13 protein-coding genes are annotated in these 15550 nt (G+C 61.2%); 12 read left to right on the top strand and 1 reads right to left on the bottom strand.

Annotated elements, in window-relative coordinates; translation table 11 throughout:
- Positions 1-198 precede the first annotated feature (198 nt).
- From ACIQWP_RS17580 to ACIQWP_RS17560, 5 genes are all read left to right on the top strand, one after another.
- Positions 199-1023, top strand: coding sequence for a class I fructose-bisphosphate aldolase (locus tag ACIQWP_RS17580; protein WP_402789581.1), 825 nt, complete (start codon positions 199-201; stop codon positions 1021-1023).
- Between the two features lie 21 nt (positions 1024-1044).
- Entirely contained in the window at positions 1045-2202 is a 1158-nt protein-coding gene (locus tag ACIQWP_RS17575) for a Gfo/Idh/MocA family protein (RefSeq protein WP_402789578.1), read from the top strand.
- The gene (locus tag ACIQWP_RS17570) at positions 2199-2870 is read left to right on the top strand and encodes a D-lyxose/D-mannose family sugar isomerase (protein ID WP_402789576.1); all 672 of its coding nucleotides are present in this window, start codon (positions 2199-2201) and stop codon (positions 2868-2870) included. Before ACIQWP_RS17575 ends, ACIQWP_RS17570 begins: the two co-directional genes overlap by 4 nt.
- Positions 2870-3928 carry a carbohydrate kinase family protein gene (locus tag ACIQWP_RS17565; RefSeq protein ID WP_402789573.1) on the top strand — a complete coding sequence of 353 codons (1059 nt, stop codon included), beginning with the start codon at positions 2870-2872 and terminating at the stop codon, positions 3926-3928. The genes ACIQWP_RS17570 and ACIQWP_RS17565 overlap by 1 nt, the downstream gene beginning before the upstream one ends.
- 104 nt (positions 3929-4032) lie before the next feature.
- Positions 4033-5043: a zinc-dependent alcohol dehydrogenase family protein gene (locus ACIQWP_RS17560; protein ID WP_402789570.1), complete on the top strand. Its 1011-nt coding sequence runs from the start codon at positions 4033-4035 to the stop codon at positions 5041-5043.
- Positions 5044-5067: 24 nt separating this feature from the next.
- Here ACIQWP_RS17560 and ACIQWP_RS17555 read toward each other — a convergent pair whose 3' ends face one another.
- Positions 5068-6087 carry a LacI family DNA-binding transcriptional regulator gene (locus tag ACIQWP_RS17555; protein ID WP_402789567.1) on the bottom strand — a complete coding sequence of 340 codons (1020 nt, stop codon included), beginning with the start codon at positions 6085-6087 and terminating at the stop codon, positions 5068-5070.
- Positions 6088-6734: 647 nt separating this feature from the next.
- Here ACIQWP_RS17555 and kdpF point away from each other — a divergent pair.
- The 7 genes from kdpF (at position 6735) to ACIQWP_RS17520 (ending at position 15503) form a co-directional block, all read left to right on the top strand.
- Positions 6735-6824, top strand: a complete 90-nt coding sequence (kdpF, locus tag ACIQWP_RS17550) for a K(+)-transporting ATPase subunit F (protein WP_041678183.1) — start codon at positions 6735-6737, stop codon at positions 6822-6824.
- Between the two features lie 27 nt (positions 6825-6851).
- Complete coding sequence (gene kdpA / locus ACIQWP_RS17545) at positions 6852-8555, top strand: potassium-transporting ATPase subunit KdpA (RefSeq protein ID WP_402789563.1); 1704 nt, start codon at positions 6852-6854, stop codon at positions 8553-8555.
- Positions 8556-8776: 221 nt separating this feature from the next.
- Positions 8777-10864, top strand: coding sequence for a potassium-transporting ATPase subunit KdpB (gene kdpB / locus ACIQWP_RS17540; RefSeq protein WP_402789560.1), 2088 nt, complete (start codon positions 8777-8779; stop codon positions 10862-10864).
- 12 nt (positions 10865-10876) lie between these two features.
- Positions 10877-11479 carry a K(+)-transporting ATPase subunit C gene (locus ACIQWP_RS17535; RefSeq protein WP_402789557.1) on the top strand — a complete coding sequence of 201 codons (603 nt, stop codon included), beginning with the start codon at positions 10877-10879 and terminating at the stop codon, positions 11477-11479.
- Between the two features lie 64 nt (positions 11480-11543).
- The gene (locus tag ACIQWP_RS17530; RefSeq protein ID WP_402789554.1) at positions 11544-14255 is read left to right on the top strand and encodes a DUF4118 domain-containing protein; all 2712 of its coding nucleotides are present in this window, start codon (positions 11544-11546) and stop codon (positions 14253-14255) included.
- Positions 14252-14944, top strand: a complete 693-nt coding sequence (locus ACIQWP_RS17525; RefSeq protein WP_402789551.1) for a response regulator — start codon at positions 14252-14254, stop codon at positions 14942-14944. The genes ACIQWP_RS17530 and ACIQWP_RS17525 overlap by 4 nt, the downstream gene beginning before the upstream one ends.
- 103 nt (positions 14945-15047) lie before the next feature.
- On the top strand, positions 15048-15503 hold the full coding sequence (locus tag ACIQWP_RS17520) for a PTS sugar transporter subunit IIA (RefSeq protein ID WP_402789548.1): 456 nt from the start codon (positions 15048-15050) through the stop codon (positions 15501-15503).
- Positions 15504-15550 lie beyond the last annotated feature (47 nt).

The following is a 15550-nucleotide window of genomic DNA, read 5'->3' as shown; positions in this document are numbered from 1 at the left end:
CCTTCGATCTCGACATGTCGTGGGGCAAATGCCGATTGCGCTCCTTCGGACGGCCGCCAGCCTTCGCTTTGAAGCGCCTGCCTCGCAACCTTCTTCCAATATGCAAGACGGGCGTGGAAACGATCCACGCCCGTCTTGACTCGAATGCGGCGTCCATTAATCTGAATGTGGAAACGTTACCACATTGGGAGGAAATCGATGAAATCCGCGCGGCTCAACCGCCTGTTTGGCGTGTCCGGTAATTGCTTCGACGTCGCCATCGATCACGGCATGTTCAATGAGCGGACCTTCCTGGCCGGCATCGAGGATATGCGGACGGCGATCAAGGTGATTGCGAATGCCGCGCCCGATGCCATCCAGCTTCCGCCGGGCACCGCGCCCATTTTGCAGGCGATCCCCGGCAAGCATCGTCCGGCTCTGGTGCTGCGGACGGACATCGCCAATATCTACGGCAATCCGCTGCCCTCGGCGCTGTTTTCCGAGATGATCGACCGGGGCGCCGAGCAGGCGGTCACGCTCGATGCCGCCTGCGTCGTCGTCAATCTGCTGATGCTGCCGGACCAGCCGGAGGTCTACCGCGCCTGCGTGCGCAACGTGAACAGCCTCAAGCGCGAATGCGAGATCTACGGCATGCCGCTCATGGTCGAGCCGCTGGTCATGCAGGACAATTCGAGGGGCGCCTACATGGTCGATGGCGCGATCGACAAGATCCTGCCGCTGGTGCGCCAGGCGGCCGAATTGGGAGCCGACATCATCAAGGCCGACCCGTGCGATAATGTCGAGGACTATCATCGTGTCATCGAGATCGCCCAAGGACTGCCGGTCCTGGTGCGTGGCGGAGGTCGCGTGTCGGATCGGGAGATCCTGACCCGCACGAAACAGTTGATGGAGCAGGGCGCCCGCGGCATCGTTTACGGCCGCAACGTCATTCAGCACAACAATCCCGCTGGCATGACACGTGCGCTCATGGCGATCGTTCATGACGAGGCTTCGGTCGAAGACGCCTCGCGGCATCTCGCCTGACGCATCCTGGGAGGAGGACATATGAAAAGAGTATTCCGCTTCGGCGTCATCGGCTGCGGCCTGATGGGGCGTGAATTCGCGAGCGCCGCCGCGCGCTGGCTGCATCTGGCCGACACGAGGGCGCGGCCGGAAATCGTTGCCGTCTGTGACACCAATGCGGCGCTTCTCGACTGGTTCAAGGGCAATGTGCCGTCGATCCGGCAGTTCACCGGCGACTACAAGGAGCTGCTCGCCAATCCCGATGTCGATGCCGTTTATTGCGCCGTGCCGCATGTGCTGCACCAGCAGTTCTATATCGATATTCTGAAGGCCGGAAAGCATCTGCTCGGCGAAAAGCCGTTTGGTATGGATGCGGCGCAGAACCGTGAAATCATGCAGGCTATTGCCGAAAACCCCAAGCTTCTTGTTCGCTGCTCGTCGGAAATGCCGTTCTTTCCCGGGGCACAGAAAGTCATCGCGCTCGCCGAAAGCGGCGAGATGGGCGATATCCTTGAAGTCGAGGCCGGCTTCCTGCACTCGTCCGACATAGACACGCAAAAGCCGATCAACTGGAAGCGCATGGCCGAGATCAACGGCGACTATGGCTGCATGGGCGATCTCGGCATGCATGTGCTGCATGTGCCCCTGCGGCTTGGCTGGCGTCCGCAGACCTTGCATGCGCAGCTGGTCAAAAAGATCACCGAGCGCCCCGACGGAAAGGGCGGCATGGCGCCTTGCACGACCTGGGATAATGCAACGATCAGCACACGCGTCAGCGCCGGCGACCAGGATTTTCCGATGGTGCTGAAGACCTGGCGTATCGCACCGGGAGAGGCCAATACCTGGTACATTCGCATCCTCGGCATGAGGAAGAGTGCCTTCTTCACCACCAAGTCGCCGAGGCAATGGCAGTGGATGGATTATAATGGCGGTGCGCAGGCCTGGAGCACCGAGGATCTGGGATACGGCTCGCTCTTCCCGGCGATAACAGGCAGGATCTTCGAATTCGGCTTCGCCGATGCCATCCAGCAGATGTGGGCGGCCTTTGTCGATGAACTGGCCGGCGGAAACGCCAACGGCTTTGCCTGCGCCACGCCGGAGGAGGCGGAGGCTCACCACGCGGTGCTGACGGCAGCACTCAGATCCGGCCGCGAGAATATCGTGGTGCCGGTCGAGTATGAAGGAGTGGCCGCCCGATGAAGCGCTCGGAGATCAATGAAGCACTGCGACGCGCAAGCAAGACCCTTGAACAGTGGCGATGGTCGCTGCCGGAGTGGGGCCACTGGACCGCGGCGGATTTTGCCGCCAATCCGGAAGCGGCACGCTATCTGCGTAGCCATCAGCTGGGATGGGATGTCACGGACTTCGGCTCAGGTCGATTTGCCGAATGCGGTCTCGTGCTGTTTTGCTTGCGCAACGGCATCATCGGCGCCGAGGGCGAGCGCACCTATGCCGAGAAGCTGCTGTTCGTCGAGGAAGGGCAGGTAACGCCGACCCATCGCCATCAAGCCAAGATGGAAGATATCATCAACAGGGCCGGCGGCGATCTCGTGATCGAATTTGCCGCGACCGATGCCGGAGGCAATGTGCTGCAGGACGATGTGACCGTTCCGGTGGATGGCTTGCCGAGAAAGCTTGGCCCATGGGAGCCGCTGGTTCTTTCACCCGGCCAGAGCGTGACGATCCACACCGGGCTCTATCATCGCTTCCACGGCCGCAAGGGTGGCGGGCCTGTCTTCGTCGGCGAGGTCAGCCAGGTCAACGACGACAATAGCGATAATTACTTTCTGGAGCCGATCGGGCGCTTCGCCGCGATCGAGGAGGACGAACCGCCGCTGAGACCCTTGTGGAACGAGGCAGGTAGCTGATGCGAACCGGGGAGGAGGTTCGCGGCAGCGAAAGGAAAGACAAGGGAGGCATCGTCTGCGCGGGAAACTTCATCGTTGATCGCGTACACACACTGTCCTACTGGCCGGAGCAGGGTAATCTCGCCTATATCCAGCATCAGGACGTTGGCGTTGGCGGTGGGGCTGCCAATGTCGTCACCGATCTCGCCTCGCTCGGTTTTTCAGGAAAGCTTTCGGCGGCTGGCTGCATCGGCACGGACACCGATGGCGAGATCGTCAAGACACGCCTGCGAGGCGCCGGCATCGATGTCAGCGGGTTGCGGGAGCTTCCCGACCATGCGACGGCGCATACCCATGTCATGAATGTGCCGGGGCAGAACCGCACGTTCTTCTATCATGGTGGTGCCAATGATGCTGTGTCGGATGCGCTCGTCTCGCCGGAGTTCTTCGCAGGCTCCGGCTACCGGCTGTTCTATCTCGGCTATCTGATGTTGCTCCCCGGTCTCGATGTCATCGATGCGGATGGCCGATCGGGGGCATCGCGCCTGCTGGAGGCCGCCCGCAATGCCGGCCTGACTACCTGCGTCGATTTCGTGTCGAGCGAAGATCCGGAGTTCGCGGTGAAAGTCGGCGCGGCGCTGCCATACTGCGATTTCCTCGTCATCAACGAGATAGAGGCAGGGCGCGCAACCGGGGTGTTCGTGCGGGACCCGAACGGGGAGCTGATTGAAGCGGCGCTTCTGACGGCCGGCGAGCGATTGCTGGCGGCGGGTGTCGCCAAGGGGGCAATCATTCACGCCCCTGAAATCTGCTTCTGGTTTGCGCCGGGGACCAGGCCGATCCTTTCACGTTCCCGACCGGTCGATCCGGCAGAGATCGTCAGCACGGTCGGCGCCGGCGATGCCTTCTGCGCCGCAGTGCTCTACGGCCTGCATGAGAATTGGCCCGTCGAGAGGATCTGCGCCGTTGCCCATGCTGCTGCCGCCCATTGCCTCAGAGGAGCGACGGCAACGGATGGTGTCCCTGACATGGCGGCACTTCTGGAGGATGTGATGAAGATGCAGCCCGCCTGCGTTTAGCGCCGCTGGCCGCGGGGCGGCCATGCGTATCATTGGATGCTATAGTGCTGGTAGGAGCTGCGCTGTGGCGAGAGAGAATCGAACCTTATGCTCGGAGGAGGCGAATGAGGGCAGTCCGTTTGGAAGCGACCGGCGATATGGCCATGCGCGTGGTCGAGAAGCCGACTGCTGGGCCCGGAGACATCATCGTCCGGGTTCTGGCCGCCGGCATATGCGGGTCCGACCGGCATATGTTCAAAGGCGAATACCCGACGTCGATCCCGGTGACCCTGGGACACGAGTTCTGCGGCCTCGTCGAGGAGGTGGGGGAGGGCGTTTCGTCGGTTCTCGGCGGAGAGCTCGTCACGGTGGACCCGAATATTGCTTGCGGCACATGCCCCGCGTGCCGACGCGGCCGGCCGAACCTGTGCGCCAATCTGAAAGCGATCGGGGTGACGCAGGATGGCGGCTTTGCCGAATATGTCGCGGTTCCCTGCGGACAGGCATTTACTCTGCCTCCGGATCTCGATCCCGTCCACGGCGCATTTTGCGAGCCGCTGGCCTGCTGCATCCATGCCATTGACAAGGCCGAGATCCCTCCGGGCGACAGTGTCGCCATTTTGGGCGGCGGCGTCATCGGCCTGCTGATGGTGCAATTGGCGCGCCTGGCGGGCGCGGGTCAAATCATCCTGATGACGAGGCAGCTGTCACGTCGCGAGGCAGCGCTGAGGCTGGGTGCGACCCAGGCGCTTGATCCGACGGCGATCGATGCCGTTGCCGCCGTTCGGGATATGACGGACGGCGGCGTGGATGTCGCCATAGAATGCGCCGGCGTCCCCGAAACGCTCCAGACTGGGTTGCAGATGGTGCGGCGCGGCGGCGCCTTCATACTGTTTGGGGTGACGCCGGCCGGTCTCGACGTGCCTGTTCTACCGTTCGATCTGCTCGTCAATGAAGTCGAGATCAGGCCAGCCTATCTCAATCCCTTCACCCATTCCCGGGCTGCAGCCATGGTGGCAAGCGGGATTCTGGAGCTGGATTCGCTGGTCACGAAGACGATCGGCCTCGAGGACGTCGCAAGCGTAGTGGGCAGCGCGCCATTGGCGGGCGAGATCAAGGTCATCGTCCGGCCGTGAGCCTCGCCGCTAGGCTCCATTCATTCATTTGCGGGCCGGCCCAGTGGAATCGCGTTCGATCAAAGTGACGGGTAGTTTGACGATGGTGTCTTTTTGAGATTCGCTATCCGCCCGTGGCTCTTCAATCAGCGTTTCCAATCGCCGGACTGCCTGCTCGCCGACCCCGCGGATCGGCTGCGCGACGGTCGTCAGCCGCGGAAAGACGTAAGCCGCCTCTGGCAGGTCGTCGAAGCCGATCACCGAATAGTCGCGCGGCACGGCAAAACCGTGATCCTGAACGGCATGGATCGCGGCAATAGCCGAAATATCGGTCGTACCGATGATACCGGTCACCTCGGGCCGGGAAGCCACCAACTCCTTTGCCAGCGGATAAGCGGCGGCGAAGCTATGCTCTTCGGCCATGGATATCGCAACGGGTGCGATGCCGCACGCCGCCATCTCTTTTGCGATGCCGCGAAGCCGAAGCTGGACGGGCTGACTGTGGGCAGGGGCGCCGACAATACCGATTGCGCGATGGCCGCGTTCGATCAGGTGACGTGCCATCAGCCTCCCGCCCACCTCGTGATCGGCCATGACGGCATCGTCAGCTATTCCGGGAAGCTCGCGATCTATCGCGACGATCGGGATGTGGGCGTCGCGCAGCGTCTCGAAATGCCTTGTGCTGCCGAAGGCGCTGGCCACGATGACGCCATCGACACGCTGGGAGAGCAGCATGGAAATGTAGCGTGCCTCGTGGTCCATGTTTTCGGCGGTGCTACAGATCAGCGTCTGGTAGCCGCGCTGGAACAATTCCTGCTCTATGGCATGGGCGAGGATGCCGAAGAAGGGCACGTCAATCGACGGCAGTATTAGCCCGATCATCCGGCTCGGTGCGCCACGCAGCATGCGCGCGCCCTTGCTCGGCGTGTAGTTGAGCGTGCGGATGGCAGCCTCCACGCGCTCCCGGAGTTCGGGAGAAGCATAGCCGCTGCTGTTGAGCACGCGCGAGACTGAAGAGACCGAGGTTCCTGCTAGCTTGGCAATATGTCGGATGCTGGTCGTCACGGGCTCGTGCTTCTTTGGCTTATGGTCAAACGGGTGAAGAGAGGGGCCGTCGAACTGCAAGCCATCTCGCTCCAAACTAAATCATTGCCGGGATGCTGCATCAAGCGCGATACATATGGCTTTATATTCGGCCGTGCCAATTCCATCTATGTTAGATTTTCTGCATATGGTATGATGCAATCAATGAGGGTGGTGGGTATTGCTGAGGCGACCTTGGCATTTCGTGCAGAAAATCCATAAAATTCAATGAAATAGCAGTTGGATATCTATGGAATTGGCCCGATTCTTCGAGCGAATCTGGCAACGCAGACACGCATCGGGTTGGCGTATAGGCGCACTTGCCGATCGCCGCCGCCGATGTTGGCATTTATAAGATTTTTATATCTTCCGCTTTCCCGCCGTCTCGAACCTTAATGCAGTTTGGTCGCATATTGTATGGCGAAGTTACACGTGAAGTGTTCTTCGTTCTCGGCAGAAAAAAGAGGCGCTCCCAGCGGGGCGCTCTCCGTCATTCTGCAATCAACAATAACAATCAAGGAATCGCGATCGATGATGGACATTATTCTTGTCGGGATCGGCGTTTTATTCTTCCTCCTCTGCGTCGCTTATACAAAGGCCTGCGACAGCCTCTAGTCGGAGAGACGGCAATGCTTCTCGATTACATTCTCGGTGGCGGCGTGACGATTTTTCTCACCGTCTACCTGGTTTACGCTCTCATTCGCCCCGAGCGCTTCTAGCAGCGCTGGGTAGGGAAAGTTACCTCCATGACCTTCAACGGATGGCTTCAGATCCTCATTTACATCGGGGTTCTTCTTCTGCTCGTCAAACCGCTCGGCGGTTACATGACACGCGTCTTTACCGGCGAGCGCACCTTTCTTTCTTATGTCTTCGGTCCGGTGGAGCGGGGGCTATATCGTTTGTCCGGCACCAACGAGCGCGAAGAGCAGCACTGGACAACCTATTCGGTCTCCATGCTGCTGTTCAGCCTTGCCGGCTTCATCGTTCTTTATTTACTTCAGCGATTTCAGGGCAGCCTGCCGTACAATCCGGCGGGAATGACGTCGCTCGATCCGTACTTGTCCTTCAACACCTCGACCAGCTTCGTCACCAATACCAATTGGCAGAACTATGGTGGCGAAAGCACGATGTCCTATCTCGTGCAGATGGCAGGCCTGACGGTGCAGAACTTCGTTTCCGCCGCAACCGGCATTGCTATTGCTATTGCCTTGATCCGCGCATTTTCGCGTGCCTCGGGCAAGGCGATCGGTAATTTCTGGGTCGACATGACCCGTGCGACGCTTTACGTCCTGCTGCCGATCTGCATCGTGCTGACGCTGGTCTATGTCTATCTCGGCGTGCCGCAGACGCTCGGCCCCTATGTCAACGCGACGACGCTCGAGGGCGCACAGCAGACGATCGCCGTCGGCCCCGTTGCCTCGCAACTTGCCATCAAGATGCTCGGCACGAACGGCGGCGGCTTCTTCAACGCCAACTCCGCTCATCCCTTCGAAAATCCGGATGCAATCTCCAACTTCATCCAGATGCTGTCGATCTTCGCCATCGGCGCTGCGCTGACCAACGTCTTCGGTCGCATGGTCGGCAGTCAGCGTCAGGGCTGGGCGATCCTGGCCGCGATGGGCACGCTGTTCATCGCTGGCGTGATTGTGACCTACTGGGCTGAGGCTGCGGGCAACCCGCTGATCCACGCGCTCGGTGTGCAGGGCGGCAACATGGAAGGCAAGGAAGTCCGCTTCGGTATTACCGCCTCCTCGCTGTTCGCCGTCATCACAACTGCCGCGTCCTGCGGCGCGGTCAATGGCATGCTCGACAGCTTCACCGCACTTGGAGGCATGATCCCGCTCATCAACCTGCAGCTCGGCGAAGTCATCGTCGGCGGCGTGGGCGCCGGCTTCTACGGCATCCTGATGTTCGTCATCATCGCCATCTTCGTTGCAGGCCTCATGGTCGGCCGCACGCCGGAATATCTCGGCAAGAAGATCGAAGCCAAGGAAGTGAAGATGGCAATGCTTGCCGTGCTTTGCTTGCCCTTTGGCATGCTGATCTTCACCGCAATCTCCGTTGTGCTGCCCGCTGCCGTCGCTTCGGTTGGCAATTCCGGCCCGCACGGCTTCTCGGAGATCCTCTATGCCTATAGCTCGGCGGCGGCGAACAATGGCTCTGCCTTCGGTGGTCTGTCCGGCAATACCCCCTGGTACAACACCACGCTCGGTATCGTCATGCTGATCGGCCGCTTTCTGGTCATCGTACCGGGGCTTGCGATTGCCGGCTCGCTGATCGGCAAGAAGACGGTCCCCGCTTCGGCCGGCACCTTCCCGACGGACGGCCCGCTCTTCGTCGGCCTGCTGGTCGGCACGATCTTGATTGTCGGTGGTCTGACCTTCTTCCCGGCGCTGGCGCTTGGACCGATCGTCGATCATCTGTCGATGATCGCAGGCCAGACCTTCTAAGGAATGATGTCATGAGCCAACCGCTTTTGGCCAGGCTTAGAAAAGTCATCGATCCACGCCCCTTGGACAGGGGGCGTGGCCCGGCCGGAATAACCTGCGCTTCCGATGCCATTTTGTTGGCGATGGTCGCCCTGTTCCTCGGCCTTGTCGTCTTCGGATTCTTAATCGGCTGATCGGCAGCGTTCCGATCTGACGTTTTCCTCCTCACGCTGGAGCCTCTTATGAGCCAGTTAAAATCAGCGAGTATTCTGGATTCTCGCATCCTCCTTCCGGCGATCGGCGCTGCTTTCAAGAAGTTGAACCCGCGCACGCTCGCCAGGAACCCCGTCATGTTCGTGGTCGCTGTCGTTTCGGCATTGACGACCGTCCTCTTCCTGCGTGACCTCATCACCGGCGGCGGCAATCTCGCCTTCTCGCTGCAGATCAACATCTGGTTGTGGTTCACGGTGCTGTTTGCGAATTTCGCCGAAGCCGTTGCCGAAGGTCGCGGCAAGGCGCAGGCGGATTCGCTGCGCAAGTCGCGCACCGAAACCCAGGCGAAGCTGCTGACCGGCAACAGCCGCACCGATTACAAGATGGTGCCGGGCACCAGCCTGAAGGTCGGTGACGTCGTGCTGGTCGAAGCCGGCGACATCATCCCCTCGGATGGCGAAGTCATCGAGGGCGTCGCATCCGTCAACGAAGCAGCCATCACCGGTGAATCCGCGCCCGTCATCCGTGAATCGGGCGGCGACCGCTCGGCTGTCACTGGTGGCACCCAGGTTCTGTCGGACGAAATTCGCGTGCGCATCACCGCCGCCGCCGGCTCGACCTTTATCGACCGCATGATCGCGCTGGTGGAAGGTGCCGAACGGCAGAAGACGCCGAACGAAATCGCGCTTAACATCCTGCTTGCAGGCATGACGCTGATCTTCGTCTTGGCGACCGTCACGATCCCGAGCTTTGCCGCCTATGCCGGCGGCTCGATCCCGACGGTCGTGCTCGTCGCCCTGTTCGTGACCCTGATCCCGACCACCATCGGCGCGCTGCTTTCGGCGATCGGTATCGCTGGCATGGACCGCCTGGTGCGCTTCAACGTGCTTGCCATGTCGGGCCGCGCCGTCGAGGCCGCCGGCGACGTCGACACGCTGCTGCTCGACAAGACCGGCACGATCACGCTCGGCAACCGTCAGGCAACCGCCTTTCGCCCGGTCCGCGGTATCAGCGAACAGGATCTGGCCGATGCGGCCCAGCTCGCCTCGCTTGCCGACGAGACGCCTGAAGGACGGTCCATCGTCGTGCTCGCCAAGGAAAAATATGCGATCCGCGGCCGCGATATGACGAGCCTGAAGGCGACCTTCGTACCCTTTACCGCCCAGACGCGCATGAGCGGCGTCGACCTCGAAGGCTCTTCCATCCGCAAGGGCGCCGTCGATGCCGTGGTCAGCTATGTCGAAGGCGCGGCCAATGGGACCACGGAAGGCACCGCCGTCATCTCCCGCACGTCGAGCGAAACGCTTCGTGAGATGCAGGCGATCGCCGACGAGATCGCCAAGGCCGGCGGCACGCCGCTCGCCGTTGCCCGCGATGGGCGCCTGCTCGGCGTCATCCATCTGAAGGACATCGTCAAGGGCGGTATCCGCGAACGTTTCGCCGAGCTGCGCCGCATGGGTATCCGCACCGTCATGATCACGGGTGACAACCCGCTGACGGCTGCAGCCATCGCCGCCGAAGCCGGCGTCGACGACTTCCTCGCCCAGGCGACCCCGGAAATGAAGCTGGCGCTCATGCGTCAGGAACAGGCGCAGGGCAAGCTCGTCGCCATGTGCGGCGACGGCACGAATGATGCTCCCGCACTTGCTCAGGCTGATGTCGGCGTCGCCATGAACACCGGTACGGTCGCCGCCCGCGAGGCCGGCAACATGGTCGACCTCGATAGCGACCCGACGAAGCTGATCGAGATCGTCGAGATCGGCAAGCAGCTGCTCATGACCCGCGGCGCGCTGACGACCTTCTCGATCGCCAACGACATCGCGAAGTACTTCGCCATCATCCCGGCCATGTTCATCGCCTTCTATCCGCAATTGAAGACGCTGAACATCATGGATCTGGCAACGCCGCAAAGCGCCATCCTCTCGGCGATCATCTTCAATGCGCTGATCATCGTCGCGTTGATCCCGCTGTCGCTGAAGGGTGTCCGCTACCGCCCCATCGGTGCTGGTGCGCTGCTCAGCCGCAACCTGCTGATCTATGGCCTTGGCGGCATCATCGTCCCCTTCATCGGCATCAAGGCCATCGACATGGCAATCACTGCCATCGGCCTCGCCTAAGGAGTTCCCATCATGCTTAAAGAAATCAGACCCGCCATTGTCATGATCGTCGCCACGACCGTCCTGACCGGCCTTGCCTACCCGCTTGCCATGACGGGTGTCGCCCAGGCGCTCTTTCCCCACCAGGCCAATGGCAGCCTGGTGGAGAAGGACGGCAAGGTGATCGGCTCCACCCTGATCGGTCAGAACTTCACCACCGATCGCTATTTCCATGGTCGCCCTTCGGCGACAACCGCAGCAGACCCGAATGACTCAACCAAAACGGTTCCTGCACCCTACAACGCGGTCAATTCGGTGGGCTCCAACCTCGGTCCGACCAGTTCGACCCTGATAACCCGTATCAAGGGCGATGCCGCGACGTTGCAGGCTCAGAACCCCAACACGCCGGTTCCGATGGACCTGGTGACCACCTCCGGCAGCGGCCTCGATCCGGATATCTCGCCCGAAGCAGCCTATTTCCAGGTTCCCCGCGTGGCCAAGGCGCGCAACATGGATGAGGCCAAGGTCAAGGCACTTGTGGATGCAGCTGTCGAGCCGCGGGAGCTGGGCGTTCTCGGCGAGCCTGTCGTCAACGTGCTGGCATTGAACCAAGCGCTTGATGCTTCTATGAAATAGTAAGTTGAACAGATTGAGACGGCCAACGCCGTCTCAATCTCGTGATGAAAGACAAACCACTCTGATGGCAGATGACAGCCGCGACATGCTGAGCAGGCCTTCGCCCGATGCACTTCTCGAAAAGGCGCGGGCCGAGACACGCGGTCGGCTGAAAATCTTTCTGGGTGCCGCACCCGGCGTCGGCAAGACCTATGAGATGCTGATGTCGGGAAGAGCAAAGATTGCCGACGGCGTGGATGTCGTAGTCGGTGTCGTCGAGACACACGGCCGCCGCGAGACGCAGGCTCTCCTCGAGGGTTTCGAGATCATTCCTCGTGTGCAGGTCGACTACAGGGGCAGGGCGCTTGAGGAGATGGATCTCGATGCCATCCTGAAGCGCCGGCCGGAACTCGTGCTCGTCGATGAGCTGGCCCATACCAATGCGCAGGGCAGCCGTCATCCGAAGCGCTATCTTGACGTCAAGGAGCTTCTCGACCGCGGCATCGACGTCTACACGACGTTGAATATCCAGCATGTTGAAAGCCTGAACGATGTCGTCTCGCAGATCACCCGCATCCGCGTGCGGGAGACCGTGCCGGATTCGATCATCGACCTGGCCGACGATGTCGAGATCATCGACCTGACGCCCGATGATCTCATCAAGCGGCTGCACGACGGCAAGGTCTATGTGTCGAAGACGGCCGAAAGGGCGCTCACCAGCTATTTCACGCCAGGCAATCTGACGGCGCTGCGCGAACTGGCGCTGAGGCGCACCGCCCAACGCGTCGACGACCAGCTCCTGACCCATATGCAGGCGCATGCGATCTCGGGTCCCTGGGCTGCCGGCGAGCGCGTTCTTGTTTCCATAGATCACCATCCGCGCTCCGCCCGGCTTGTGCGCTACGCAGCGCGCATGGCCTCGCGCCTGCGCGCGCCCTGGGCTGCCGTCTATGTCGAGACCAATCACTCCATCAATCTGACGGAGGCGCAGCGCGATACGATTGCCGCAACGCTCCGGCTGGCCGAACAGCTCGGTGGCGAGGCCATCACCATTCCCGGCCGGGAAGTGGCGGAGGAACTGATCCGCCATTCCGCCAGCAACAACGTGACCCATATCGTCATCGGTTCGCCGAAGATCGGGTCCTGGCGAGACTGGTCGCGCCGCTCGGTTTCCTATGATCTCATCCGCAGAGCCGGCGAGATCAGCGTTCATGTCATCTCGGGCAACGAAGTCGATGGCCAGGCTGCAGGCCGCGGCGTCAAGGTCGCCTCTACGCCTGCACCCTTCCAGCTGCGCGGCTATATTCTGGCAACGCTCTATGTGGCCATCGCGCTTGGCTTCTGCGTCATCCTCGATCAGGTGCTGGATGTCCGAAATCTGGCGCTGGTCTTCCTGATGGCGGTCTTGGCCAGTGCCGTGACGCAAGGCCTGCGCCCGGCACTTTATTCTTGTATCCTCGGCGCACTCGCCTTCAATTTCTTCTTCCTGCCGCCGCGCTACACGCTGACGATCAGCGATCCGGAAAGCGTGCTTGCCTTCTTCTTCTTCCTCGGTGTGGCGGTCATTGCGAGCAATCTGACGGCGACGGTGCAGCGGCAGGCGGCGGCGGCGCGACAGCGCGCCCGAACGACCGAGGATCTCTACCTTTTTTCCAAGAAGCTCGCCGGCACGGGCACGCTCGACGATGTTCTATGGGCAACCGCCTTTCAACTGGCCTCGATGCTGAAACTGCGCGTCGTGCTGCTTCTGCCAGAGCACGGTACGATCGCGGTCAAGGCCGGCTATCCGCCTGATGACACGCTTGACGATGCCGATATCGCGGCGGCGCGCTGGGCGTGGGAGCACAATCACGCGGCCGGTCGCGGTGCCGATACGTTACCCGGCGCCAAGCGTCTTTATGTTCCTCTGCGCACCGGCCGAACCGCCGTCGGCGTCATCGGCCTCGATAGTGATCGCCGCGACGGTCCGCTCCTGACGCCCGAGCAGCAGCGGCTGCTCGATGCTCTCGCCGACCAGGCGGCGCTCGCCATCGAGCGCGTGCAGCTGGTCGCGGATGTCGATCGTGCCAAACTGGCCGTCGAGGCCGACCGGCTGCGCTCGGCGTTGCTGACGTCCATCTCTCATGACTTGAAAACGCCGCTCGCGGCCATCCTTGGTGCGGCGGGAACGCTGCGCGATTATCTGGAAACATTGCCGCACGAGGATCGCGTCGATCTTCTGTCAACCGTCATCGATGAATCCGAACGCCTCAATCGCTTCATCGCCAACCTGCTCGACATGACCAAGATCGAGTCCGGCGCCATGGAGCCGAACTATGCCCTGCATTATGGTGGCGATATCGTGGGCAGCGCGCTGCGGCGAGCGGAAAAAATCCTCGCTCTTCATCGCGTCGAGGTGCAGATGCCCATCGATCTGCCGATGGTGAAGGTCGATCCGGTCCTGTTCGAACAGGTGCTGTTCAACCTGCTCGACAACGCCGCCAAGTATGCGCCGGAAGGATCGGCCATCCGCCTGGAAGCCTGGGCCGATATCGACAATATCGTCTTCAGGGTCATGGACGAGGGACCGGGCATTCCGCCTGCCGATCTCGAGCGTGTTTTCGACACCTTCTATCGCGTGCGCAAGGGTGATCAGGTGCGTGCCGGCACCGGCCTTGGCCTTTCCATCTGCCGCGGCTTTATCGAGGCGATGGGCGGCTCGATCACTGCAGGCAATAGAACGGATCGTCAGGGGGCTGTCTTCACCATCCGCCTACCGAAACCAACAGAAGTCCCGAAGCTGGATGAACTGAAATGAACACCACTGCCGTCAAAATTCTCGTCGTCGATGATGAGCCGCCAATCCGCAAACTGCTGCGTGTCGGCCTGGGCGCCCAGGGCTATGTCGTCAACGAAGCGCAAAGTGCTGCGTCCGCTCAGGCATCGGTGCATGAGGACCAGCCCGATCTAATCGTGCTCGATCTCGGTTTGCCCGACAAATCGGGGCAGGACCTGCTATTGGAATGGCGTGAGGACGGGGTGCAGATTCCAGTCGTCATTTTGTCCAGCCGCACGGATGAGGCCGGTATCGTCAAGGCGCTCGAAAGCGGCGCGGACGATTACGTGACCAAGCCCTTCGGCGTCAACGAACTCGCGGCCCGTATCCGCGTGGCGCTGCGCCATCGGCTGCAGCAGCAGGGCGAAAGGGCGATCTTTCAGACGGGCGGCCTTTCGATCGATCTCGTCAAGCGCATCGTCAAGGTCGACGGCAAGGAGATCAAGCTTTCGCCGAAGGAATACGACATTCTGCGGGTGCTTGCCCAGCATGCGGGCAAGGTGCTGACGCATCAATTCCTGCTAAAGCAGATCTGGGGTCCTGCGGCGGATGTGCAGTATCTGCGCGTCTATGTGCGTCAACTCCGGCAGAAGATCGAGGAGGTTCCCGATCAGCCGAAATATATCACCACCGAGACAGGTGTCGGCTATCGGCTGCGCGAACCGGAGTGAGATCGCAAGGGCTTCGAACCATGGGGGCGAGATGCTGCCGGCCCAGTTCCGTGGTGATGAATATTATTTCAGAACAATTGATTACTCGATCTTGAGCATAACCATGGACCTTTCCACGATCATTCTTCCCGAGCATGTCTTTGTCGGAGTTGCGGCTCCGACCAAGTGGCGGGCGCTGCAGATGCTGTCATCGAAGGCGGCCAGTTGCTTCGGCCTGGATGAGGGAACGGTCCTACGGGCGCTCGAGACACGCGAAAGACTGGGTACGACCGGTATCGGCAACGGCGTTGCCGTCCCGCATGCCGCAATTGCCGGCATGACGAGGCCGCGGGGATTGATGGTGCATTTTGCCCACGCCGTCGACTTCGAGGCCATCGACGACGTGCCGACGGAATGGGCGTTCGTCCTGCTGTTCGGTGAGGGTGGCCGTAGCGATTATCTGAACGTGCTTGCTGCGATCGCCCGGCGGCTGCGGACGGAGGGTGTCTTGACGGCGATGCGGCAGACAAGGACCGCCGACGGACTTTATTCCGTGTTCATGTCCGACACCATTCTTTGACGGCCTGCCCATCGCGTGCAGATTGTCATTCGGGAATGTGATTTCAC

Source organism: Rhizobium sp. NPDC090279 (genome assembly GCF_044769665.1).
Taxonomy (GTDB): Bacteria; Pseudomonadota; Alphaproteobacteria; order Rhizobiales; family Rhizobiaceae; genus Rhizobium.
Note: the sequence above shows the minus strand (reverse complement) of the source record. Positions and strands in the feature narration are given on the sequence as shown.